The sequence below is a fragment of the Marinobacter sp. B-21 genome (genome assembly GCF_056857895.1).
Map to the genome: position 1 here is coordinate 68,409 of NZ_JBSXNZ010000054.1, position 22,950 is coordinate 91,358.

A 22,950-nucleotide genomic window follows, 5' to 3' on the forward strand; every position below is an offset into this window, starting at 1 on the left:
TTTCAGGGATGAAACAGGCAGGGCGCGTGGAAAACATCGAAACCGAGGTTTATGCCGTGGTTTCAGACACATACACCTAAACGACAGTGTCAAAAAAACAAAACCCCGCAACGGGCGGGGTTTCGGGCTTGAAGCGAGCATTCAAGCCCGCTTCAGCAACACCTGAGCCTTCGATTAACCGAACTGGTTCATGGTGTTGTCTTTACCACCGGCTTTCAGGGCCGCTTCACCGGCGAAGAATTCCTTGTGGTCGTCACCGATGTTGGAACCCGCCATATCCTGGTGCTTGACGGTGGCGATGCCCTGACGGATTTCCTTGCGCTGTACACCGGCAACGTAGGCCAGCATGCCTTCGTCACCGAAATAGCCCTTGGCCAGGTTGTCGGTAGACAGGGCCGCGGTGTGGTATGTCGGCAGCGTGATCAGGTGGTGGAAGATACCCGCTTCACGTGATCCGTCACGCTGGAAGTTACGGCACCATTCGTCAGCCAGCTGACCCAGCTCGGTGTTGTCATACTCTTCGTTCATCAGCTTGGCGCGCTCGTAGGCCGATACATCCTTGCCTTCTTCCTTCCATGCGTCGAATACCTGCTGACGGAAGTTCAGGGTCCAGTTGAAGGACGGGCTGTTGTTGTACACCAGCTTGGCGTCGGGCACCACTTCCTTGATGCGGTTAACCATGGCCGCGATCTGGCCAACGTGCGGCTTCTCGGTTTCGATCCACAGCAGGTCGGCACCGTTCTGCAGGCTGGTGATGCAATCCAGCACAACACGGTCTTCGCCGGTGCCCGGCTTGAACTGGAACAGGCCAGAGGCCAGACGCTTCGGACGAACCAGCTGGCCGTTCTGCTTGATCACAACGTCGCCGTTGTTGATGTCTTCGGCCTTCTCGATAACCTCACCGTCGATGAAGCTGTTGTACTGGTCACCCAGATCGCCCGGCTCGTTGGTCACGGCGATTTTCTGGGTCAGGCCCGCGCCCAGGGAGTCAGTACGGGCAACGATAACACCGTCATCAACACCGAGCTCGAGGAACGCCAGACGCACGGCGTTGATCTTGGAGAGGAAGTCGGCGTGCGGAACGGTAACCTTGCCGTCCTGGTGACCACACTGCTTCTCATCAGACACCTGGTTCTCGATCTGGATGCAGCAGGCACCCGCTTCGATCATCTGCTTGGCCAGCAGGTAGGTCGCTTCGGCGTTACCGAAACCGGCGTCGATGTCGGCAATGATCGGCACAACATGAGTTTCGTGGTTATCGATCTGCCTGATCAGCTCGTCAGCCTTGGCGTTGTCGCCGGCGTTCTCGGCTTCTTCCAGGGCACGGAACAGGTGGTTCAGTTCCCAGGCATCGGCTTGGCGCAGGAAGGTGTACAGCTCTTCAATCAGGCCGGATACGGCGGTCTTCTCATGCATGGACTGATCCGGCAGCGGGCCGAACTCGGAACGCAGAGCAGCAACCATCCAGCCCGAGAGGTACAGGTAACGACGCTTGGTGGTACCGAAGTGCTTCTTGATGGACAGCATCTTCTGCTGGCCGATAAAGCCGTGCCAGCAGCCCAGGGACTGGGTGTACTGGGAAGTGTCATTGTCGTAGTTCGCCATGTCTTCGCGCATGATCTTGGCGGTGTACTTCGCGATATCCAGACCGGTCTTGAACTTGTTCTGTGCGCGCATGCGAGCGGCGTGCTTCGGGTTGATAGCGTTCCAGGTCGGGTGCTGCTTCAAAAGGGAAGCGATCTGGTCAACGTCTTGTGCGTAGGGCATGGTCTCAATCCTTTCTACGTTGGTTTTCTAAGTCGATGCGGAGAAGCGTACAGCAACTTCCGAAGCCAACAACCTGCTCACTTTTTGAGCGAAGCGCTGACGTTGAGGGTTACTTTAGTGGTTTCAAATTTATAATTGAAATTTATATGATCTATTTTCGGCATTTTTTTGGTGAATGAATAAAAAGACCAGGCCTTGAGTTGAATCAACACCACAACCGTCACTATTGTTACTGTTGCCAATGAGCACTTCCCACCGGAAACCCGTCAGGCGCAAACCGTGTTCTATCTGCGAGCTTTCAGTCATTCCCTTCTGCATGCTCTGAAGAATCTCTTTCCGATCCTGGCCGTCGTTCTCTTTTTCCAGCTCGTGATTCTCCAGCAGGTTCCGGAAAACACATTCGCGATGGCGTTGGGGTTGCTGATCGTGGCCGTGGGGGTTGCCCTGTTCCTCCAGGGCCTTGAATTAAGCATTTTCCCGGTCGGAAAGAGTCTGTCCAACCAGTTTGCCCGCAAGGGCTCGGTTCCTGTTCTGCTGTCGTTCGGTTTCGCGATGGGCTTTTCGGCGGTGGTCGCAGAACCCGCGCTGATTGCCGTAGCCCAGCAGGCCGAGGAAATCAGCGAAGGCAAGGTCAGGGCCCTGACCCTGAGAATCCTGGTCGCCGTCTCCGTCGGGCTGGTGGTTGCCGTCGGTGTGTTCAGAACCATCTTTGGTTATCCGCTGCACTGGTTCATGATCATTGGTTATATCGTGGTTGTGATAATCACCTGGTTTGCGCCTCCGGAGATTGTCGGCCTCGCTTACGATTCCGGCGGCGTGACCACCAATATCGTCACCGTTCCCCTGATTGCGGCCCTGGGCATTGGTCTTGCCGCCTCCATCCGCGGGCGCAATCCGCTAATGGACGGGTTCGGACTGGTTGCGCTTGCTGCCATGGTGCCCATGATCACCGTTCAGTTGTACGGGATTGTTGTGTATTCCGGGGAAACCGCGGATCCGTCCGTTTTGCCGGCTCTGGTTGCCAATACAAATGTGGAGGACGCTCCGGTTCTGCTCGCGATGTTGCTGGACCTGGCTGAAATGGTTCGGGATGTGCTTCCGATCATTATCACCATCCTGTTCTTCCAGTACCTGGTCTTGCGCCGGGGGCTGACCAATCCCCGCAGGATTCTGTCCGGATTTACACTGGTTGTCCTGGGGCTCTATGCCTTCGTTGTCGGCCTGAAGCTTGGCCTGTTTCCCATCGGCACCAGCATGGCCGAGCAGTTGATGAGCATGGAGGGTTTCGCCTTCGTCTACCTCTTTGCGTTCATGATCGGTTTTGCCACCACCATGGCCGAACCTGCGCTGATCGCTATCGGACACCAGGCGGAACAGGCGGCGGCCGGAACCATCAATGGCAACGCCATCAGGATCATCGTGGCGGTCGGGGTGGCCGTGGGCATAACCCTCGGAGTACACCGGATTATCAGTGGCGATTCGATTCACCATTACATCATCGGCGGCTATATTCTGGTCATCTTCCTGACCGCGCTGGCACCGAGGTACATCATTCCCCTGGCCTATGATCTCGGTGGCGTCACCACCTCCGAGGTCACCGTGCCCCTGGTGACCGCACTGGGCATCGGCCTGGCGAGCAGCATAGAGGGCCGTAACGTACTGATCGACGGTTTTGGCCTGATTGCCTTCGCGTCGATCTTTCCGATTGTTACGGTGATGAGCTATGCCATTATTGTTGAAATGCTTGCAAAGCAAAGGAAAACAGAGCCATGAAATTTTCCGTACTGGTTGCCATTGTTCCCGAGGATCAGGAGCAGAACTGTGTTGATGCGGCAAGAGACCTGGGCGCCGGGGGCATAACGGTGCTGTCGGGCCGGGGCATCAGTAACACCGCCAGGAAGACGTTCTTCGGGCTGACCTACGACGGCAGCCAGAGCGTTTTGCTGATGGTACTGGAGAAGGGCCTTTCACTTGATATTCTGAAATCTATCCAGAAAATTCTCATGCCAGACCACACCGATTCACAGGGACTTGTGTTCACCCTCCCCGTGGAACACCTGGGTGGGATCGATTTGTCACAGGTCGAGAAATTCGAACAACACCTGAAATGTTCACTGTATCCGGAGAACAACGATGAAACTGGTTAAAGATGTGATGGTCCGGGACATTATCACCATTACTCCGTTTGCCACCATCCGTGAGGCGCTCTCTCTGATGAAGAGGCACTCGGTGAAATCACTGGTGGTGGAGAAACAGAGCGAACACGATGCCTGGGGATTGATCACCTATACCAACGTGCTGAAAACCGTGATTGCGGAAGACGGCGACATTGACCTTCTGAATGTTTACGACGCCTGCGCCAAACCTGTCATCAGTGTCGGTGAGAGCCTGAATGTCCGGCATGCGGCAAGTCTGATGAGTATGTATCGAGTGAAGCGCCTTCTGGTGCTGGCGGACAATGACCTGAAAGGCTTTGTGGTGATGGATGACATTATGGCCGCCCTGCTCGAAAGCATCGACTGAAAACCGTTCAGGTCAGGCACAGCACCACCAGCCGGTCACCAGGCTGTAGCTCAAGATAGTCCTTGCGGGGCGGATTCAGTTGGAGGTGGCGTCCACGCTCATTCTGCTTGTGCCGGAAGATACCCAGAGCCAGCTCACCTTCCGCCGCCACCGTCTTCTCCAGAACCTGGAACGTGGCGCTGGCTGGCAACGGGTAATCCGCGGGATCCCGGAACTGGATTTCGGCCCCGCCGACGGTGAACAGCTCATCCAGAACCACCCGGAGTTCCCGCCTCAAGGCGACCTGGGCCAGGACGTGACTCAGAATCATCGGGCTGATCAGCATTTCACTCTGGTGCCCGTACAACAGGTGCCGGTTGTCCGGATCGCTCAGTTCCATAATCAACTGGGGCCGCCTTGGGGACTCGGCCAGGATGTCCTCAAGCTGGAGATACCCCACCATGGCCCGGGCATCCGCTTCTTCCCCCGATGCCAGCCGGTCGCTACTGAGCAGGATTATTGTGTCGTAGCCCGCCGGCTGAACCCGGCGGAGCTCCCCCTCCACCATGTAGTCCGCCTCGATATGGCCACAGGCCACCCGGCCGTGGCCTTCAACATACCGGGCAATGGCCTGTTCCCGCTCGCCTTTTGGCACCACGGAAACAAGGTCCAGCTCGAAGCTGCGATGGCCGTAACTTTCAAACTCAGCCACCAGGCTCGGAACCCGCCGATTCCAGCCAAGGACCAGCACACGGTGGTTGTTCTGATCCGGCGGGCGTGCCACGCGGGCCGCCTCGCCCCTGGCAATTGCCGGCATTGCCGGCTTTTTCGGATCGGGTTCGGTCTCGACGTAATCCCGGGCCATCATCACCACCCGGTCTTCCGTGTCGATCCGCGTGTCGGACGGCGCCAGCAAGCACACCTCCCAGCCAACCACCCCGCGCCTCAGCAATCCCAGCACAATAACTTCAGGCCGTGCCGAAGCCAGCTCTCCAAGCGTCAGCCCAGCCACCGACTCGCCACCCCGGATATAGATTTCATTACCGTCACCGGCGGTAAGCAACTCGTTAAAGATTTCCGACAGCCCCGGGTGAAGGATATTCTGAACCATCAACCGGCTAATGGTGGCATCGCCGGCAACCACTTCCACCGCCCCTGGATAGGCCCGCTCAATCACCGGCAGCTTCCGTACATCCTGGATCTCTGCCACCACGAACGGCAACGAAGCCTGCAGATACCTTGCCTGCGCGGCGATGGAGAGCAGCGCCTTGACTGTTTCCACGTCCGATGTCACCAGACTGCCCGCCTCGTGGGTCGCGCTGGGCACAATCACCGCCGCGGCGTCCAGACAAGCCACCCGATGAAGTGCATCCGGCTGGATAGCCGACCCGGAGCGCAGAATGATCTGCCGGGCTCGTCGGCCAATGCCGGGCTCGTTTCGCAATTCGTGAACCTGCTGTGCCGATGCTTCTTCTGACAGCACAACCAGATTCAGCCTCTGGGTAGCGTGCTTTTCCAGGAACCGGCGTACTCGGCCGCTGGAGCCCAGCAATTCCGACAGCAGCGGCAGGGTCTGGCTGGTCCACCCCAGTACCACCACATGATTTTTCAGGGTTACCGGGGTAAGCCCACGCTCGAGCTCTGCCATTTTGGCAATCAACCACCGAGTCAGGATCGCCACCAGCGTACCCATGAACACGACATAGCCACTGATGGTCAGCAGGGTTGAGACAAACCGCTGCCAGGTACCCACATCGTCACCCAGATAACCGGGATCGGTCAGTCGCAGGAACGCCCACCAGATGGCCGAGCCCGGGTCCTCCAATTCCCCGCCCTGAGACACCACCAGCAGGCCGCCGACCAGAGAGATCAGGCCGATAAACACACCAACGACCAGGAGCTGAAACCCCGCCCCCTTGACCAGTTGGCGTTCCACAATAAATTTCAGGCGGTCGATCAGCCGGAAAGGCAGCATGGCATTCCTCTTGTCCAGAGCGTTTTCAATGCCTAAGGGTAAACTATCCGGGGACTTTAAGAATCAACGTTTTATCCGGAGGGCTGATCAGATTCAGAAGCGGGGTTACTGATCAGACGCAAGGCTTCTTCCAGGGAGGAAGTATAGCGGCTGACGCCGGACACCGGCGTCACACCAGCGCGAGCCAGGGTCCTCAGCGGCTGGAACTGGAGATCGGCAATGACAATCTGCGTGCCGTCCTGCTCGCAGGTGTCAATCAGCTTGTTCAGGGCAGACAGGCCCCCGGCATCAAGAATAGTGACGCCGTCCATATACAGGATAAACCCGCGGGCCTCCCGGGACAGTTCTGCCAGCTCCCCGAAAATCCGGTCGGCGGCCGCAAAGAACAGTGGCCCGTTGATTTTGAACACCTGCCAGCCGTCAGGCAGGCCAGAGTCAGCAACCCGTCTGTTCAGCGTGATGTCCGTCACCTTGGTCATCTGGGCCATTTCACGCATGAAGAGAACCGCCGCCAGCAAAACCCCGGTGGTGATCGCGATCACCATATCCAGCAACACCGTAAGCCAAAAGCAGGTGAGGAAAACAAGGATATCGCTACGTGGCGCTGTTTTCAGAAGATGCACGGATTTGGGCGCCTCGCTCATATTCCAGGCCACCATCACCAGCAGCGCTGCCATGGCCGGCATGGGCAGAAAAGCCAACAGGCCAGCCAGCGAGACCAGCGCCAGCAGAACCACCAGAGAGTGAATCATTGCCGATACCGGGGACTCGGCACCGGCCCGGTAGTTGGCCGCGGAGCGTGCAATGGCAGCCGTGGCGGTAATGCCGCCGAAAAACGGGACAATAATGTTCCCCAGACCCTGCCCCATCAACTCACTGTTGGCACTGTGGCGCTTACCGGTCATGCCATCGAGTACCACCGCGCACAGCAGGGACTCGATGGCACCGAGCATGGCGATGGCGAAGGCCGCCGGCAGCAGTTCCCGGACCAGGGTCCAGGACAGTCCGATCGGTTCGCCGGAAGCGCCCATCTGCCGCCACGGCCAGGCGAACTCGGGCAAAAACGGCGGAATACCCGCCCCCATACTGCCATCGGGCATCAGATAGCTGAACCTTGAGCCGATGGTTTCGATGGATGCGCCGCTGGCATTGAACCACAGGGCAAGCAAGCTACCGACAATGACAGCCGGGAGGTGCGGCGGCACGGGGGTTTTCAGTCTCGGCCAGAGCAGCATCACCGCAAGGGTTACGCCGGCCACCAGAGTACTCATCCCATCCAGTTCCGGCAGTGCGCTGGCCAGCACCGCCAGCTTGTCCCAGTAGTGCTCAGGCATATCGCCAACCGGCAGGCCAAAAAAGTCCCGGACCTGAAGGGTGGCGATCACCACCGCAATGCCACCAGTAAACCCCAGGGTTACCGATTCGGGAATGTACTCAATAAACCGGCCCAGTCGCATCAAAGCCATAATCATCAGCAACACCCCCGACATCAGGGTTGCCAGCAGCAAGCCTCCCAGCCCGTAGGTCTGGGCAATCGGGTATAAAATGACCACAAAGGCAGCGGTGGGGCCGGATATACTGAAACGACTGCCTCCGGTCAGGGCAATCACAAAACCGGCAATGATGGCGGTGTAAAGCCCGTACTGGGGCGCAACACCACTGGCGATTGCCAGAGCCATGGCCAGTGGGATGGCAATGATCCCCACCGTGACACCGGCCAAAAGATCACGCAGGAACCGGCGGCCGCTGTAGCGTTCATCCAGACAGGATTCGCGAAGGGCATGGGCCAGCCGGAGGGAAAACAGGTGCGCGCGGTGGGGCATGAAAGTCTCGTTTATTGCAACACGTCGGGTTAGATTATATGCTCACCACATCCACATTCAATGTTAATCTGATTAACATATAACGAGCATTTCACAGAGAAATGAGTACCCCATGGAAAACCGCACTGCCCGTCTGACATTATTGATCGACCCGGAAAAAAAGGCCGCCTTTGAAGAACTCTGCAAGCAGGAGGATGTAACGCCCTCCCAAAAAGTCCGCCAGTTTATCCGGGAATACGTGGAGGAAAGGCTGGGGCCAGACTGGCGCGAAGATCGCAAAAACAGATCCTGATGAAAGCCGGAGCCTATTGATTGTCATGAAACCTCTCGCGCCGGCCCTGTTACTCTCCGTCCTGTTTGTTCTGAACGGATGCACCGCCATGCCCTCCTCCAGCAGCCCGAAAGGTCTGACCATACCGCAAACCCAGTACGACGCCCGGGTCGTTGAGCCGGAAAGCGGCGCCGCCCTCACTCCGGAGCAACTGGCCCGGCGCCTCGCTGAAACGGATGTCGTGATCGTAGGCGAATATCACGGGCACCATGGCTCGCATTTGCTGCAATCCCGGCTTCAGATGGCACTCTTTCGACAAGAGCCCAGGCAGATCCTGTCTATGGAGCAGTTCAACCTGGACCATCAGCCTGAACTGGACCGGTACCTGCAGGGTAAAACCGGGGAAACAGAAATGATTGAGGATGCCGGCGCCTGGGACAATTACCGGGCCTCCTACCGCCCCGTGGTGGCATTTGCGCGCCAGCAGAATCTGCCGGTCATTGCTGCGAATGCGCCGGCGGATGTTGTTCGCTGTGTCGGCCGCAAGGGGCCTTCCTATCTCGATCAGGTTTCCAGGAGTATCCGGCAAGCACTGCCCCCTGATCCATTCACGGACACCCCCGCTTACCGTGAGAAGTTCGCTGATGCCATTGGCGCAAGCCACCGTAGCGACAGCACCATGAACGAACGCATGGAGAACACCTACAAAGCCCAGTTGCTCCGGGATAACACCATGGCGGCACGCATTCTCGAGGCCAGGGCCGCATTTCCGGGATATCAGGTGCTGCACCTGACCGGCACTTTCCACAGTGAAGGCGGGCTGGGAATCGTAGCATTGCTGAAACAGCGGGCGCCGGCGCTTTCTGTTGCCGTTATCAGCCCGGTGTTCTGGCCGGCAACGAACAGTAAGCCTCCCCTGGAACAGAATCGATCAAAAGGTGACTTCCTCTACTTTATCCAGCCACTGCCCGACGAATTCAAGGACCCGGAGCGCGAACGCGAAGCCATGACGGCCCGTTTCCAGCGCTCCGCCAGAAAAACCTGCGACTGACGAACGACCGGCGTTCAGGATAGCGGGCAGGCTTACTGGGTCGCCACCATTTCGTCCGTCACCTGGTACTCCCCGGCCAGCCAGCGCAGGATCTCAGTGGCGGCGGGGTGATCAAAGGCGTCGTAGGTATGCTGGAGGCTCTGCCGCTTTTCATCACTGATCCGGCCCAGGCCGGCATCCTGCAGCACCAGTAAATCGGCGTGGATCTGTGCCGCCAGCTCCCTCCCGAGCACTTCCCGTGCCACATGGCGAAACGCCTGACCATACTGGTAAGAAGGCCCCAGACGGTAGGACTCCGCGAGCGTGATCGCCGGGATGGCGGTCAGGGTTGGTTGCAGGGCCGGATTGATGCCATGGCCGGCCAGGTGGGCAGCGTTGGCTGCCGGTCTTCCGGTAAAGGCGCGCAGGTGCAAATGTTGTGACATCCGGTCGCCGTCATTGACCGGGTAATTGTCCCAGAGTACCGGCTTGCGCCCGAGCAGATCCCCGACCCGTTTCAGGTGCCCGGGGGAAATTTCCCGGGAACAGACCTCCTCGCCGGTCCAGAATATATTGATTGAATGGTCCAGCCTGCGACCCAGGGTTTCCAGGTAATCCGCCGGGCGTTCGCCGAACACCCGGTCCAGAACTGGATCGTCGGAATAATAACTGGGGCAGACGCTCAAACGCTTGATGGTTGTGCGCTCGCGAATCCAGTGCACGATCTCCACCTGGGTACCGGCAAGATCCGGCGTATCCGCCCGCATGTCATCAAACAGGATGGCCAGCTCATCGATACCCATGCTCTCCAGCAACGAAAGCTTTTCCGCCAGGGCCACGCGGGCATCGTCATCAAACCGGTTGAAGATTTCGAGCGGGCTCAGGCCTACCCCGAAACGCACACCTTCGCGCCGGCAAAACCGGGCAAACTCCGCCAGCTCCGAGGCCATGGCGGGCGGATGCGCCTGCTGCCATTTGCGGCGAAGGAAGGCGTCGGCTTTCGGGGCGTACAGATAAAAACCATATCCGTGGGGCGCCAGGGTCTGGACCAGCTGTCGGCGCTCCTGCCAGGTCCACACGGGGCCGTAGAATCCCTCGATGACTCCCAATGTCGTTGTCATGGCTATACACCCCATTCCAGCTGGTTCCCGGGTTCTCAAATCATGTACCCCTCAGACCACAATTTTGACTAGACTGACCATTATTGCCAACTATAAAAAACATGATCATTCCAATCAGGAGCAATGCGATGGAAATAAAAACCTTCGAGGATCTGATCGACTGGACCCGCCAGCTACACGCGTACCTGGCCAGATGCCTGCACGATTCAGCCAGCCTGAACAAGGACGAGCGAGCCAGCGCCCTCCTGGATTATCTGTCCAGCCATGAAAGTCTGCTGGAAAGAGCCGTGAGCGAGTTCGAAAAGCAGGCCGATCCGAAGGCGATGAAAACCCGCCTCTATGATTACCTGAACCATAAACCGATCAAGGCCAGCCAGGCTTCGGATACCCATTATGCCGGCATGGCATTCAAAGACATCGCCAGGGAGGTCTTTCAGTTCCACGACCAGGTAATGGACCTCTATGAGTCTTTGATCGGAAAGGCCGAAATCCCAGAGGCCAAGGCACTTCTGGAGGATCTGCTGGCCCTGGAGGAGCACGAAGCCATGCGCCTCGCCAGCCAGATTAGCCGGATGGAAGATATCTGATCCGCGTTACGACCAAGGTCGTACGACCGGCGGTTTTTGATTTCGTTTGTTAACGATAATTGCTAACGTGAACTAGTATTAAGAGTGGTTTTGCCCCAAAAGGGTGAGACGCTCGACCCACAAAAACGATAAGAGGATAGAAGAGCAATGAAGATCCGTTCTGTTCTTTCCGCGGCTGTGCTGGCTGTGGTAACGACCTTTGCCGCCACGCAGGCGCTCGCCCAAGAGACTTTCACCCTCCGCCTCGCAGAAACCTGGGGGCCGAACTTCCCGATTTTCGGTGATACCACCAAACGATTCGCCGAAACGGTCGAGAAGATGTCCGACGGACGCCTGAAGGTCCGTATCGATTCCGCCAATAAACACAAAGCCCCGCTGGGCGTGTTTGACATGGTCAAGGCCGGCCAGTACGACATGGGCCACTCCGCCTCCTACTACTGGAAGGGCAAGGTTCCCGAGACGCTGTTCTTCACCAGCATGCCATTTGGCATGAATGCCATGGAACAGTACGCCTGGTTCTACCACGGCGGCGGCATGGAGCTGATGCAGGAAGTGTATGAGCCCCACAACATGCTGTCGTTCCCGGGCGGTAACACCGGCGTGCAGATGGGCGGCTGGTTCCGCAAGGAGATCAAATCCCTGGAAGATCTGCAGGGCCTGAAAATGCGCATCCCCGGCTTCGCCGGCGAAGTGTTTGCCGAAGTAGGCGTCAACCCGACCAACATCGCGCCGGGCGAGCTCTATACCGCTCTTGAACGCAACACGATCGATGCGGTCGAGTGGGTCGGTCCGGCCCTGGATCTGCGCCTTGGCTTCCAGCAGATTGCCGACTACTACTACACCGGCTGGCACGAGCCGGCCACCGAGCTTCAGTTCCTGGTCAACAAGCGGGTCTGGGAAAAGCTGCCGGCGGACCTGCGGGAAATCATGCGTGTCGCCATGCGCACGGCCTCCTATGACATGCTGGTGCAGTCTCAGCACGCCAATGCCGAGGCCTGGGCCAACATTCGCGAGGAGTACCCGAACGTGCAGATCAAGCGGTTCCCGAACGACATCTTCCAGGCCATGTATGCGGCCAACACCAAGCTGCTGAAAGAAGCAGCAGCTGAAAGCGACATGGCAGCCAGGATCATTGAGTCCCAGGCCAGCTACCAGAAACAGAGCCGTGCTTACACAGATATTTCCGAGCGCGCATACCTCAACACCATGGCCGAAGTCGAGTAAGATAGAGGCTTTAACGGAGCCGGGATCGCTCTCGAAGTGATCCCGGTTTTGTCGTTTATAGCAACCGGAAAATCGCCAGTCCGCCTGGCGGAGGATTATCAATGCGGTGGATTATCAAACTGGATGAGGGGCTTGCCCGCTTGTCCGTGTTCTGTGGCTGGGTCGCCTGTGTCGCGATGATACTGATGGCAGCCAACGTCTTTTACGACGTGGTGGCCCGTTACGCCTTTAACGACGTTTCAATCGGCATGCAGGAAATGGAGTGGCACCTCTATTCGGTGGTGTTCCTGCTAGGTATTCCCTACGCACTACGCACGGATGGTCACGTTCGCGTCGACGTCTTTTACACCCGCTGGAGCAACAAGGCCAAGGCCTGGATAAACCTGGTAGGTGCGATCATTTTTGTTATTCCCTTTGCCTACCTGATTGGCATCTATGGCTACGACTTTGCGATCGATTCCTACAACATGGGCGAAGGCAGCGGTGACCCGGGCGGCTTGCCCTATCGTTGGATCATCAAGTCTGTGATTCCCGTCAGCGCGGTTTTTATCGGCATTGCAGGGCTGAACATGGCCACCTATGCCCTGCGTGTCATGGCAGGCGACAAAGAGTACGAAGGTGAGCACAGCGCAGGAGGCCTGGCATGATTGGTATGATTATGTTCGGCGCCGCCCTGCTGATGCTGATGCTGGGCTTTCCGGTAGCCTTTACCTTCGGCGGCGTAGCCCTGTTCTTCGGAATATTTGCCGAGGGCATGGATCTGTTTGCCTTTATGCCCTACCGGATCATGAGTGTGATGCAGAATACCGTTCTGATGGCGGTTCCCCTGTTTATCTTCATGGGAGTTGTGCTGCAGCGCACCCGGCTGGCGGAGCAACTGCTGACCTCAATGGGACGACTGTTCGGTGGCCTGCCAGGCGGCCTGGCCATTTCCACTATTCTGGTTGGCGCCCTGCTGGCCGCTTCCACCGGCGTCGTCGGTGCCAGCGTGGTTGCCATGGGGCTGATTTCCCTGCCGGTCATGCTGGCACACAAGTACGACAAGCGACTGGCCACCGGCACCATCTGCGCCTCCGGCACCCTGGGGCAAATCGTGCCACCCTCGATCATACTGATCATTCTCGGCGACGTGCTGGGGCTTCCGGTGGGCGACCTGTTCAAGGCAGCCGTCTGGCCCGGCGTGGTTCTGATCGGGCTGTACATCGTCTATATCCTGATCGTGACCCGGCTTCGGCCTGAAACCGCGCCGGCCATGCCCGAGGAAAGCGGTGTTTCCCGCAAGAAGGAAATCCTCAACGCGCTGCTGGCCATCATCCCGCCGCTGGCACTGATCGTAGTGGTACTGGGTTCGATTTTCACCGGTATTGCCACACCCACGGAATCCTCGGCGCTGGGCGGTGTTGGTGCCGTGGTTCTGGCGATTATCTACCGGCAGTTTTCCTTCAGGATGGTCTGGGACGCCTCCAAGGACACTGTGAAGGTCACCGCCATGGTGTTCGCAATCCTGATCGGTGCCACCGCCTTCTCCATGGTGTTCAGCTACACCGGCGGCGACTATCTTCTGGAAGAGTGGCTGCTGCAACTGCCCGGTGAGAAGTGGGGCTTCATCATCCTGGCCATGCTGGTCATCCTGGTGCTGGGTTTCTTCATTGACTTCGTGGAGATCTCCTTCATCATCGTGCCGATCCTGGCGCCGGTGGCCGAAGCCATGGGCATCAACATGCTGTGGTTTGCGATCCTGATCGCCATGAACCTTCAGACGAGCTTCCTGACCCCGCCGTTCGGGTTCTCTCTGTTCTACCTGAAAGGCGTGGCTCCACCGGAAGTCCGGACCATCGATATCTACCGGGGTATCGTGCCCTTTATCCTGATCCAGATACTGGTGCTGGCGCTGATCGTGGTATTCCCCGAATGGTTTGGCATGAGCCCCTCCTACTGACCTTGCACGAATGCCGGGCCCCCGGGCCCGGTATTTTTTTACCTGACGCGACTCCCTCGCTCCCACCTGCCCTTCCCGATTTACCCGATAGTTTTCCCCGGTATTATTCCCGCCTGACAAAACCCGACAGTTTTCTATACTGAGTAGACAATCGGCAATTCTCAGGCTTATATTCGGGAAGCCCCGGCGCGCGAACGTCGCCGAAAGACATTGATGTTGAGGTTATCAAGGGAGAGCGGAGTCCATGAATCAGAGTACGACCCAGAAAACCCGTGACACCGGGCAGGAACAGAAAAGCCACGTTCTTACCCTGCCACTGGATCACACCCAGGCAGACCGGTCGCCCCATACCTACGAGCGCTGGCTGATCGCCAAGCTTGTGCGGATGGCTGGCGCCCCGCCGGTCCGGTTCCGGCTCTGGAACGGGGATGTTATCGAACCTGAGGGACAGCAGGCAGAATTTACCCTGCACCTGACCGACCCCAAAGCCCTGTATGCTCTGGTCACCAACCCCAATCTGGCCTTTGGCGATCTGTACAGCGCCGGACGGCTGGAAGTGGAAGGCGATTTGCCAGACCTGATGGAGACCCTTTACCGGGCCGTTTATGAGGCCCGCCAGAAATGGCCGAAATGGCTGGAGGCCCTGTGGCGCAATCACACCCCGCGATCCACCAGCATCTCCGAAGCCAAGGAGAACATCCATCACCACTACGATCTCGGTAACGAGTTCTACCGGCTCTGGCTGGACAACGCCGAAATGCAGTACACCTGCGCCTATTACGAAACCCCGGACCTGAGCCTGGAACAGGCCCAGTTGGCCAAGCTGGAGCACGTCTGCCGAAAACTCCGGCTCAAACCCGGTATGACCGTTGTCGAGGCCGGCTGCGGCTGGGGCGGGCTGGCCCGCTACATGGCCCGTAATTACGGGGTAAAAGTCCACTCCTACAACATTTCCCGGGAACAGCTGGACTACGCCCGGGAAGAGGCCCACAAACAGGGGCTGGATCATCTGGTCGAGTACGTCGAGGACGACTACCGCAACATCAGCGGCCAGTACGATGCCTTTGTGTCCATCGGCATGCTCGAGCATGTGGGCAAGGAAAATTACGCAGCCCTGTCCGAGTTGATTAAACGAAGCCTCAAACCCGACGGCATTGCCCTGCTCCACAGCATCGGACGTAACCGCCCGATGCTCATGAATGCCTGGATCGAAAAGCGCATTTTCCCCGGCGCCTATCCTCCGAGCATCGGCGAATTCATGCAGATCTGTGAGCACAGCGATTTCTCGGTGCTGGACGTGGAAAACCTGCGCCTGCACTATGCCCAGACCCTCAGCCACTGGATGGAGCGCTTCACAGAAAACGAGGATAAGGTAACGGCCATGTACGACGGGCACTTCACCCGGGCCTGGCGCATGTACCTGGCCGGCTCCATGGCCGCCTTCCGGGCCGGTTCCCTGCAGCTGTTCCAGGTTGTCTTCAGCCACGGTGACAATAACCGGCTGCCACAAAGCCGGCAGGATCTCTACAACTTTCCCGCGGCACCCGAGGAGGCCTGATGGACTACTATGACCTGATCATCGTCGGTGCCGGCCCCGCCGGCTCCACCCTGGCCAGCGCCCTGGGGAACAGCGGCAAACGAATACTGATCATCGACAAACAGGGTTTTCCCAGAGACAAAACCTGCGCGGGCTGGGTAACGCCCGCAGTGATGGAAACCCTGAATATCGACCTGCAAGACTATGGGACCGGCCGAACCCTGCAGCCAATCCGGCGTTTCCGCATTGGCATGATGGGGCAAGCCGCCGTGGAAAACGATCACGGCGACGTGGTCAGTTATGGCATCCGCCGGTTCGAGTTTGACGAGTACCTGCTCAGCCGTGTTACCTGCCCGAAGCAGCTTGCCACGCCCGTCAAATCGATTGTCCGAAGGGGGGGGAACTGGGTCATTAACGAGACCTGGGAAGCGCCCCTGGTGGTGGGTGCGGGCGGCCACTTCTGCCCGGTGGCGCGGCTGCTTGGCGAGGGGCCCGGCAGCCATGAGACCGTGGTTGCAGCCAAGGAAGTTGAATTCGAGATGACACCGGAGCAGGCATCAGTCTGCCAGGCCCGGGGCGACACACCGGAACTCTGGTTCTGCCGGGACCTCAAGGGCTACGCCTGGGTCTTCCGCAAAGGCAATTACCTGAATATCGGCCTGGGCCGGGAAGACAACCACAAACTGACCGGCCACCTGCAGGCATTCGTGGAGGAGATGAAGTCAGCCGGACGTATCCCGGCGGATCTTCCCGGGCACTTCAAGGGCCACGCCTATCTGCTGTACGCTCACGCGGAACGGCCATTGGTGGATGATGGCATGCTGCTGATCGGTGACTCGGCCGGTCTTGCCTATACCCAGAGCGGTGAAGGCATCCGGCCAGCGATCGAATCAGCCCTGATGGCAGCGGATGTGATTCGCCATGCCCCTGACTCTTCCGCCTCCTCGCTGCAGGTGTACGGCGATGCCATTGCAGAACGCTTTGGCAACCGTGCCGCCGACACGGAACAAGGCTGGCAGGTGCCGGACTGGGTCAAGATGCCCCTGGCCAGCACCCTGATGCGGTCACACTGGTTTACCCGGAAGGTGGTGACGGAGAAGTGGTTCCTGCATCAGGCAGTGCCGCCGCTTCAAATTGCAGTCTGATCCCGCCAACCCGCTCCATCTCCACCCACTGACCGGATGCAGAACAAGGGTCTGACGAAAAGATAAAAAAAGATGGCGGCCCTGGGTAGGGCCGCCACTGATTCACTTACACCCCGGTTCAGTGGCCGAGATAGCTACGGTACATCCAGACCGTTTTCTCCTGCTGGGAAATGTAATCGCTCATCAGCGCCACCGTGCCCTCATCTTCTGCTTCGCCCGCAAGGCTGAGCAGTGCACGCTGCTTGCCGATCAGCTTGACGAAACTGTCTACGATGTTCTCCATGGCGTCCTTGCCATCGGAAACATCCTTGCGCTCGGGCACTTCGGAGCGTTCGATATAGGTACTGTAGGCATGGGCAGGACGATGGCCAAGGGTGAGCACCCGCTCGGCAATCTCGTCGATTTTCAATAGCAGATCGTCATAGAGCTCTTCAAATTTCACGTGCAGCTCGAAAAAGTTGTCACCCTTGATGTTCCAGTGGTATCCGCGCACGTTCATGTAAAAAATCTGGTAATTGGACAGCAGCTCGTTGAGCGAGTCTGCAAGTTTTGCGGTCTTCTCGGTATCCAGACCAATAAAGTTCTTACCCATAGCGTGTCTCCTTGACAGCGAATGAAATATTGACCGGCCAATCGTACGCCAGATCACTGAAATTTGTGAAGTGAAGCCTGCCGGGCATGCAACCGACTCGGGCGCACGTGGTGCCATACTGCCCGGCCTCAATCAGCACCACCTTGCCGGTGACTTTACGCACACGCTGATACGCCACCATACCGGCGGTTCCAACGCCAATAATGGCAACGTCTGCTTCTCGTTTGTTCATAAAAACAGTCTCCTGAGGGGCATTTCCGGAGCCCGGGAACCGGGAAAGGTTCGGTCGGATGTGACCTCAGTATAGAAGCCGTGGCAAGTTTCATCCGCCCCGTGAAAAAAACGCGGAATCAGCCTATGCTGTCAGACTTTTCAAACGACGGCGAACGCTCCGGGGGTGCAAACATGCAGAATTACTGGCCGGAATTTCTGACGGTCGCGCTGGTTCACTTGCTGGCTGTCGCCAGCCCGGGGCCGGACTTTGCCGTGACGCTCCGCCAGGCACTTTGTCAGAGCCGGAGGAATGCCCTCCTGACCGCCATCGGTATTGGCGCCGGGATTCTGGTGCATGTCGGCTACTCGCTGCTGGGTATTGGCCTGCTGATCCAGCAATCCATCGTCCTGTTCAGTATTCTCAAGGTGCTGGGCGCGCTGTATCTCACCTGGATTGCCATTCAGTGTCTGCGGGCCCGGGCCGGCGGCGTCCATGTGGAGAAGGGGCCAACGACCCATCAATCGGGTCTGGCCGCCCTGCGCCTGGGGTTTCTGACCAATGTCCTCAACCCCAAGGCAACGCTGTTCTTTGTCTCTCTGTTTTCCGTTGTGATCAGTCCCGGCACACCCATCGCCCTGCAAGCCGGATATGGCCTTTATATGGCACTGGCCACCGGGCTCTGGTTCGCCATGGTAGCCGTTTTCTTCACCCTGCCGCAGGTACGCAGGAGCTTCAATCGCTTTGGCCACTGGCTGGACCGGTTAATGGGTGGCGTACTGCTTGTGCTGGCCGGCCAGTTGCTGTTGTCTACAGTGAGCGGATCAGAGCCTCCGTCTGGGCCCATCCCAGGCACGGATCGGTAATCGAGCAGCCGTAACGCAGATCCTCGCCATCGTCCTGGCGGCCCGGTTCCAGGAAACTCTCCAGCATCAGGCCGCGAATATGGCGGTTGCCGGCCCGGCGCCGGGCCATCACCTCCCGGGCAATATCCAGCTGGCGCTCAGCCTGTTTGCAGGCATTGTCATGACTGCAATCCACCATCACTGCGGTGGACAGCCCGGCTTCTGCCAGCGTACGGACTGCCCAGTCAATGCTGTCGGCATCGTAGTTGGTAATGCCCCGTCCACCCCGCAGCACCAGGTGCGTGTCGGGATTGCCCCGGGTGGTGATCATTACTGGCACTCCGGTTGCGGACACTCCCAGGTGGTGGTGTGGATGGCTGGCCGACCTCATGGCGTTTGTTGCAACCACAATACCGCCATCGGTGCCGTTCTTGAAGCCAGTCGGCATTGGCAGACCGCTGACCATTTCCCGATGCACCTGGGACTCGGTGGTACGAGCCCCAATGGCGGTCCAGCTCACCAGATCGCCCAGGTAATCCATGGCGAACGGGCTCAACGCTTCGGTCGCAAGAGGCAACCCCATGGCAGACAGATTCAGCAGCAATCGACGGGAACGCCGCAGCCCCTCATTCAGATCTCCCGATCCGGTGCGCCCGGGGTCGTACAGCAGCCCCTTCCAGCCAACTGTAGTCCGAGGTTTCTCCAGGTACGCCCGCATGACAATCAGGAACCGGTCGCTGACGGCATCAGCCAGTGCCTTCAGCTTCTCTCCGTATTCCAGGGCGGCTACCTCATCATGGATGGAACAGGGACCCATCACGATCAGGGTTCTGGCATCGGCACCCCGCAGAATCCGCCGGATAGCCCGCCTCTGTTCACTTACCTGCCGAACGACCAGGTCACTCGCCGGCATCTCCCGTTTCAGCTCCGCCGGCGTCGGCAGAATGACTTCCTGCCGGTGCAGGGCCAAAGACTCCGCTGTCTGGTCTGTCAGTTCTGTGTTCAAGGGCATGTTCATGTCAGTGTTCCCGTTTCCCTGCGTCAGAATCAAAAAGCCCCGGCTGGGCTACCAGTCGGGGCTTTTTGAGTCCGGTGGCAGCCTGGGTTTTCTGCCGGGCTGCCTTCCTCGTTATTCGTTCGGTGAAGATGCTATGGGCGGCCCCGGCTCTGGCTAAAATAAAAGCCATAACCAAACCACCAGAAAAACACGGCCACGACTGCCGCCGGCCTGGCGCCGAAAGCTTGCAGAACATTCAATTGACAGATCGCGTGTGTCGTCTTCATGCTTTTCAATATATACCCCCGGTTTTCAACTTGGCAACCCGTGTGCCGGAATTTTTCAGTTCCGGCAGTAAGGTTGGGAGCGAGCAATGACCGCACATTCTGGGCGATACCCGCTATATCTCTTGCTGGCCGCACTCCTCGGCCTGTGTTCAAGCCACGCCATGGCCCAGGCGGAGACCCGGGACTACCAGCTCAACAACCGGTCCGCGGAGGATGTGGCGGCACAGGTTCGCCAGCTTTACCAGGGTTCTTCCGTGGCTGTCACCGCCCGGGGGGCACAACTGGTGGTTCGCGGCGAGCCAGAGTTGCTGGATGAAATTGGCAGGCTGGTTGACACCCTGGACGTGGCGCCGGTTCAGCTCCGGATTACCGTTCGCTCCAGAACTGACACCGGGGGCAAGCGGTCGGGAGCCGGCCTTTCTGCGCCCGGGGGCCGGGTGGAACTTTCGGCACAGCGGCGCGTGACCAGCACCGGCAGCACCCGGGAGAGAACGCTGGTTATGCAGGATGGCCAGTCCGCCCACATCACCTCGGGCCAGATCCGGACAATTCCGGTCGCCGTTCGGGGTGGCCGAAATCCGGCCGCCTTCCTTGAGCAGGTCGAAACCCGAAGCGGGTTCCTGGTCAGCCCGCAGGTAATTTCCAATCAGGCGGTTGAGCTGAGCATTGTTTCGTTCGAGGAGGATCCGGCGAGTCTGGACGGTTATGAAACCGAAGCCGTAGTCACCATCCGACGGGTCGAGCCGGGGCAGTGGGTGTCACTGGGCAGCACAGCAACCAGCTCGGCCCGGGAGCGCAGCGGAATTACCTATCAGGTTAACAGCAGCCGCTCCGACAACCGAAGCTTTGAAGTCAGAGTCGATCTTCTGCCCTGACCTCAGGCCTTGCGTTTGCCGAGCAAAACCTGCTTGGCTTCGTTGAGTTTGGCGGCCAGGTAATCGTTACCGCCCCGGTCCGGGTGAAGCTTTTGCATCAGCCGGCGATGAGCCATCACGATGTCCTCTTCAGAACAGCCGGCTTTCACTCCGAGGACGTCACAGGCTTCGCGCACCGACATCTGGCCACTCAGATCGCTGCCCGGGCCCGACTGCCGGTTTGTCTGCCCAGTGCCCCCATCCTGCTGCTTGTCCGCAAACATCCGGTTTATGGCAGGGGCGTATTTCAGTAACGCAGGCAGCTTGCGCAACAGCGGAATAACGGCAGCCACTGCGGCGGTCAGCACATGGATACGTCCCGTCAGAACCATAAAAACCAGAAGGGCGCCACCAGCCACCAGGACAACTTTCCAGGTAGCGGCCTTTTTCTTCTCGGCGGACAACGCGCCCCACTGTTTCAGAATCACAAACATGGCGGCTGCCAACGCGATTCCCAGAATCCACTGCATGGTTGATCCTTACCTTGAGTACGGTCGTAATTCTGTCACCGTCTCCTGTCACTTTACCAGCACCTCTGCGCTGAAAACCGGCAGGCACCGAGACTGCTATGACTTCCGTCAAAACCGGCAAACCCGGAATCTAGCTAGTTTCCGTCCATAAACGGCCTGTTTTCAAGGCTACTCGCCCGGCCGGGTCGGTCAAATTGTTTCTCTTGACCCACTTTATCCCGGTCACATCACAACCTGTGGTCTTCCGTCGCCATTTTGACCGCGAATTGGCATTTTTCAGGCACAGGAAAGCCTCGGCCAGAGTGCCGATAAGGCTTTTTGTGAGTGCTCTTGAGTGGCTCGGGCTGAAGCGCTATCTGGCGAGCAGTCGCGAGAACACGGCCAGGTTGTGGGCGACCACAGCCGACCACACGTACGACTTAAAGTGCTCCAGCCCCTTCCAGGTGCAGCGCGACAAACCGTAGGACCGCTTCAGGCAGGAGATGCCCGCTTCGATCCCGGCCCGGAAGTTGCGCAGCTTGCGATAAACCCAGTCGCTCTTCGCCATCTGCTCGACCTTCAGGCCCTTCTTTTTGTGGAAGGCCACATCCTTCACGCCTTTGTCTTTGGCTTGCTGCACGTTGTCTTTGCTGGCATACCCCCCGTCCGCTGCTATTTGCCGGGGCGCACGGCCATAGATCTCGATCTGCCGTTCCAACAGCGGCATAAAGCGTTCGCTATCGGCTGGATTACCTTCCTCGATAACGGCATCAAGAATCAGGCCGCTACGACCGCTCGTCAGGTTCAGCTTGTGCCCATACTGAATATCACGGCTGCCTTTGATAATGATATCGGTGTGCTCCTCGAACAGACTGAAGATCTTCTCGGTGGCAGGAACCTGTTCACCGTTGATGACCCGCCGTTGCGCCTGGTCGATCACTCCCTCGATCAATCCCCGGTAGTGCTTTACCTGCGCTTCCCAGGCGGCGAACGCCGCCTCATCGACGGTCAGTTGGCTTAACCTGCACCAGGCCTTATCCAGGTAAGTGAGACCCTTGCGAGTGACCTTGATCAGATCCCGATACCAATTGGCCTTTTTTTCCTTCCCCCGGGAATACTGGATCTGACAGGCACGCTTTTTGGCCACGCGCCGGTGGTTGCACCAGGTCAGTCGCGTCTGCCCAGCCAGCTCTTGCGCTTGCTCCATCAGCCGCACCTGGGTGCGGACCGAATCCCACAGCAAAGTGCTGTCTGTTGGTTCGTGAACCGGTGTCTCCGTGACCGTGCTATCGACCCGGACCACGCGCCCGCGCTCGATTTTCTGAACGTTGGCATCCCGGACCATCAAACGGTGGATCCGCTCCCAGCTGGCATCGCTAATGGCACTGACCCCTTTCTGTAAAACCGACTTCTTTGGCCTTAACCCGAGAGGCAGCCGTGCAAAGGCCTGAAAGGAATGGGAGTCCTCCAGATGAAAGGCCAGTGCCTCGTAGCTGAGCTGACGATGCTGTTTAAGAATGGCGCTACGCACGATCGACTCGACTGACAACCCTTCACGCCCAGTCTCTTTGATTTCAGCCCGGCACAGCTCTGGCGCAATCCAGTCCAGAATCTCGGGATGCTTATCCAACCAATCGGACATGGCCTTCAGTTCGCGTCCGATCTCGTGCTCTGCGTAAAGATCAAATATACTGCCCTGGACGGTGCGTTTTTGACGCATTGTCACCTCCGCGG

At 58.4% G+C, this 22,950-nt stretch carries 21 protein-coding genes and 1 pseudogene; 13 read left to right on the top strand and 9 right to left on the bottom strand.

What is annotated here, in order from left to right:
* Positions 1–174: 174 nt before the first annotated feature.
* On the bottom strand, positions 175–1,767 hold the full coding sequence (locus tag AC13C0_RS05085; protein ID WP_117618564.1) for an isocitrate lyase: 1,593 nt from the start codon (positions 1,765–1,767) through the stop codon (positions 175–177).
* A gap of 279 nt (positions 1,768–2,046) precedes the next feature.
* Here AC13C0_RS05085 and AC13C0_RS05090 point away from each other — a divergent pair, with 279 nt between their 5' ends.
* From AC13C0_RS05090 to AC13C0_RS05100, 3 genes are read left to right on the top strand one after another with little or no spacing between them, the layout of a single operon-like run.
* A complete protein-coding gene (locus tag AC13C0_RS05090) occupies positions 2,047–3,540 on the top strand; it encodes a DUF1538 domain-containing protein (RefSeq protein WP_117618565.1) in 1,494 nt (497 codons plus the stop codon).
* Positions 3,537–3,914 carry a transcriptional regulator gene (locus AC13C0_RS05095; RefSeq protein ID WP_117618566.1) on the top strand — a complete coding sequence of 126 codons (378 nt, stop codon included), beginning with the start codon at positions 3,537–3,539 and terminating at the stop codon, positions 3,912–3,914. Before AC13C0_RS05090 ends, AC13C0_RS05095 begins: the two co-directional genes overlap by 4 nt.
* Positions 3,901–4,290, top strand: a complete 390-nt coding sequence (locus tag AC13C0_RS05100) for a CBS domain-containing protein (protein ID WP_117618567.1) — start codon at positions 3,901–3,903, stop codon at positions 4,288–4,290. Before AC13C0_RS05095 ends, AC13C0_RS05100 begins: the two co-directional genes overlap by 14 nt.
* A 7-nt stretch (positions 4,291–4,297) precedes the next feature.
* Here the strand turns inward: AC13C0_RS05100 and AC13C0_RS05105 are convergent, their stop codons facing one another.
* Positions 4,298–6,244, bottom strand: a complete 1,947-nt coding sequence (locus AC13C0_RS05105; protein ID WP_482954032.1) for a CASTOR/POLLUX-related putative ion channel — start codon at positions 6,242–6,244, stop codon at positions 4,298–4,300.
* Between the two features lie 71 nt (positions 6,245–6,315).
* The gene (gene dauA, locus AC13C0_RS05110; protein ID WP_482954033.1) at positions 6,316–8,067 is read right to left on the bottom strand and encodes a C4-dicarboxylic acid transporter DauA; all 1,752 of its coding nucleotides are present in this window, start codon (positions 8,065–8,067) and stop codon (positions 6,316–6,318) included.
* Positions 8,068–8,179: 112 nt separating this feature from the next.
* On the opposite strand from dauA, the gene AC13C0_RS05115 reads away from it, so the two are divergent.
* Entirely contained in the window at positions 8,180–8,359 is a 180-nt protein-coding gene (locus tag AC13C0_RS05115) for a CopG family transcriptional regulator (RefSeq protein ID WP_117618570.1), read from the top strand.
* A gap of 25 nt (positions 8,360–8,384) precedes the next feature.
* Positions 8,385–9,389 (top strand): ChaN family lipoprotein, encoded by a 1,005-nt coding sequence (locus tag AC13C0_RS05120; protein ID WP_482954034.1) that lies wholly within the window; start codon positions 8,385–8,387, stop codon positions 9,387–9,389.
* A 32-nt stretch (positions 9,390–9,421) separates the two neighbouring features.
* Here the strand turns inward: AC13C0_RS05120 and AC13C0_RS05125 are convergent, their stop codons facing one another.
* The gene (locus AC13C0_RS05125) at positions 9,422–10,489 is read right to left on the bottom strand and encodes a beta-N-acetylglucosaminidase domain-containing protein (RefSeq protein WP_482954035.1); all 1,068 of its coding nucleotides are present in this window, start codon (positions 10,487–10,489) and stop codon (positions 9,422–9,424) included.
* A gap of 128 nt (positions 10,490–10,617) precedes the next feature.
* Here AC13C0_RS05125 and AC13C0_RS05130 point away from each other — a divergent pair, with 128 nt between their 5' ends.
* The 6 genes from AC13C0_RS05130 to AC13C0_RS05155 all read left to right on the top strand — a co-directional run bounded on the left by AC13C0_RS05130 (position 10,618) and on the right by AC13C0_RS05155 (position 16,921).
* Entirely contained in the window at positions 10,618–11,076 is a 459-nt protein-coding gene (locus tag AC13C0_RS05130; RefSeq protein WP_482954036.1) for an ATPase, read from the top strand.
* A gap of 147 nt (positions 11,077–11,223) precedes the next feature.
* Positions 11,224–12,300, top strand: a complete 1,077-nt coding sequence (locus AC13C0_RS05135) for a TRAP transporter substrate-binding protein (RefSeq protein ID WP_482954037.1) — start codon at positions 11,224–11,226, stop codon at positions 12,298–12,300.
* A 101-nt stretch (positions 12,301–12,401) separates the two neighbouring features.
* Positions 12,402–12,947: a TRAP transporter small permease subunit gene (locus AC13C0_RS05140; RefSeq protein WP_117618574.1), complete on the top strand. Its 546-nt coding sequence runs from the start codon at positions 12,402–12,404 to the stop codon at positions 12,945–12,947.
* Positions 12,944–14,239: a TRAP transporter large permease gene (locus AC13C0_RS05145; protein WP_117618575.1), complete on the top strand. Its 1,296-nt coding sequence runs from the start codon at positions 12,944–12,946 to the stop codon at positions 14,237–14,239. The genes AC13C0_RS05140 and AC13C0_RS05145 overlap by 4 nt, the downstream gene beginning before the upstream one ends.
* Positions 14,240–14,483: 244 nt before the next feature.
* The gene (locus AC13C0_RS05150; RefSeq protein WP_482954038.1) at positions 14,484–15,797 is read left to right on the top strand and encodes a class I SAM-dependent methyltransferase; all 1,314 of its coding nucleotides are present in this window, start codon (positions 14,484–14,486) and stop codon (positions 15,795–15,797) included.
* Positions 15,797–16,921 carry an NAD(P)/FAD-dependent oxidoreductase gene (locus tag AC13C0_RS05155; protein WP_341580754.1) on the top strand — a complete coding sequence of 375 codons (1,125 nt, stop codon included), beginning with the start codon at positions 15,797–15,799 and terminating at the stop codon, positions 16,919–16,921. The genes AC13C0_RS05150 and AC13C0_RS05155 overlap by 1 nt, the downstream gene beginning before the upstream one ends.
* 118 nt (positions 16,922–17,039) lie before the next feature.
* Here AC13C0_RS05155 and AC13C0_RS05160 read toward each other — a convergent pair whose 3' ends face one another.
* Positions 17,040–17,513, bottom strand: a complete 474-nt coding sequence (locus AC13C0_RS05160) for a Dps family protein (RefSeq protein WP_341580755.1) — start codon at positions 17,511–17,513, stop codon at positions 17,040–17,042.
* Between the two features lie 73 nt (positions 17,514–17,586).
* Positions 17,587–17,745 (bottom strand): annotated as a pseudogene (locus tag AC13C0_RS05165) (FAD-dependent oxidoreductase); the annotation flags it as partial.
* Between the two features lie 173 nt (positions 17,746–17,918).
* Here AC13C0_RS05165 and AC13C0_RS05170 point away from each other — a divergent pair.
* Complete coding sequence (locus tag AC13C0_RS05170) at positions 17,919–18,590, top strand: LysE family translocator (protein WP_117620352.1); 672 nt, start codon at positions 17,919–17,921, stop codon at positions 18,588–18,590.
* Here AC13C0_RS05170 and AC13C0_RS05175 read toward each other — a convergent pair.
* Complete coding sequence (locus AC13C0_RS05175) at positions 18,535–19,587, bottom strand: 3-deoxy-7-phosphoheptulonate synthase (protein ID WP_341580756.1); 1,053 nt, start codon at positions 19,585–19,587, stop codon at positions 18,535–18,537. The two genes, AC13C0_RS05170 and AC13C0_RS05175, sit on opposite strands and share 56 nt — an antisense overlap.
* Positions 19,588–19,939: 352 nt before the next feature.
* On the opposite strand from AC13C0_RS05175, the gene AC13C0_RS05180 reads away from it, so the two are divergent.
* Positions 19,940–20,728, top strand: a complete 789-nt coding sequence (locus tag AC13C0_RS05180; RefSeq protein WP_117618580.1) for a secretin N-terminal domain-containing protein — start codon at positions 19,940–19,942, stop codon at positions 20,726–20,728.
* A gap of 2 nt (positions 20,729–20,730) precedes the next feature.
* Here AC13C0_RS05180 and AC13C0_RS05185 read toward each other — a convergent pair whose 3' ends face one another.
* The gene (locus tag AC13C0_RS05185; protein WP_341580757.1) at positions 20,731–21,237 is read right to left on the bottom strand and encodes a DnaJ domain-containing protein; all 507 of its coding nucleotides are present in this window, start codon (positions 21,235–21,237) and stop codon (positions 20,731–20,733) included.
* Between the two features lie 352 nt (positions 21,238–21,589).
* Positions 21,590–22,936 carry an ISNCY family transposase gene (locus tag AC13C0_RS05190; protein ID WP_341580982.1) on the bottom strand — a complete coding sequence of 449 codons (1,347 nt, stop codon included), beginning with the start codon at positions 22,934–22,936 and terminating at the stop codon, positions 21,590–21,592.
* Positions 22,937–22,950 lie beyond the last annotated feature (14 nt).

Coding starts and splice junctions, on each gene's coding strand:
- AC13C0_RS05150 (WP_482954038.1), top strand. CDS start 14,484: ATGAATCAGAGTACGACCCAGAAAACCCGTGACACCGGGCAGGAACAG.
- AC13C0_RS05130 (WP_482954036.1), top strand. CDS start 10,618: ATGGAAATAAAAACCTTCGAGGATCTGATCGACTGGACCCGCCAGCTA.
- AC13C0_RS05170 (WP_117620352.1), top strand. CDS start 17,919: ATGCAGAATTACTGGCCGGAATTTCTGACGGTCGCGCTGGTTCACTTG.
- AC13C0_RS05085 (WP_117618564.1), bottom strand. CDS start 1,767: ATGCCCTACGCACAAGACGTTGACCAGATCGCTTCCCTTTTGAAGCAG.
- AC13C0_RS05105 (WP_482954032.1), bottom strand. CDS start 6,244: ATGCTGCCTTTCCGGCTGATCGACCGCCTGAAATTTATTGTGGAACGC.
- AC13C0_RS05095 (WP_117618566.1), top strand. CDS start 3,537: ATGAAATTTTCCGTACTGGTTGCCATTGTTCCCGAGGATCAGGAGCAG.
- AC13C0_RS05125 (WP_482954035.1), bottom strand. CDS start 10,489: ATGACAACGACATTGGGAGTCATCGAGGGATTCTACGGCCCCGTGTGG.
- AC13C0_RS05140 (WP_117618574.1), top strand. CDS start 12,402: ATGCGGTGGATTATCAAACTGGATGAGGGGCTTGCCCGCTTGTCCGTG.
- AC13C0_RS05145 (WP_117618575.1), top strand. CDS start 12,944: ATGATTGGTATGATTATGTTCGGCGCCGCCCTGCTGATGCTGATGCTG.
- dauA (WP_482954033.1), bottom strand. CDS start 8,067: ATGCCCCACCGCGCGCACCTGTTTTCCCTCCGGCTGGCCCATGCCCTT.
- AC13C0_RS05180 (WP_117618580.1), top strand. CDS start 19,940: ATGACCGCACATTCTGGGCGATACCCGCTATATCTCTTGCTGGCCGCA.
- AC13C0_RS05160 (WP_341580755.1), bottom strand. CDS start 17,513: ATGGGTAAGAACTTTATTGGTCTGGATACCGAGAAGACCGCAAAACTT.
- AC13C0_RS05175 (WP_341580756.1), bottom strand. CDS start 19,587: ATGAACATGCCCTTGAACACAGAACTGACAGACCAGACAGCGGAGTCT.
- AC13C0_RS05135 (WP_482954037.1), top strand. CDS start 11,224: ATGAAGATCCGTTCTGTTCTTTCCGCGGCTGTGCTGGCTGTGGTAACG.
- AC13C0_RS05100 (WP_117618567.1), top strand. CDS start 3,901: ATGAAACTGGTTAAAGATGTGATGGTCCGGGACATTATCACCATTACT.
- AC13C0_RS05190 (WP_341580982.1), bottom strand. CDS start 22,936: ATGCGTCAAAAACGCACCGTCCAGGGCAGTATATTTGATCTTTACGCA.
- AC13C0_RS05155 (WP_341580754.1), top strand. CDS start 15,797: ATGGACTACTATGACCTGATCATCGTCGGTGCCGGCCCCGCCGGCTCC.
- AC13C0_RS05185 (WP_341580757.1), bottom strand. CDS start 21,237: ATGCAGTGGATTCTGGGAATCGCGTTGGCAGCCGCCATGTTTGTGATT.
- AC13C0_RS05115 (WP_117618570.1), top strand. CDS start 8,180: ATGGAAAACCGCACTGCCCGTCTGACATTATTGATCGACCCGGAAAAA.
- AC13C0_RS05120 (WP_482954034.1), top strand. CDS start 8,385: ATGAAACCTCTCGCGCCGGCCCTGTTACTCTCCGTCCTGTTTGTTCTG.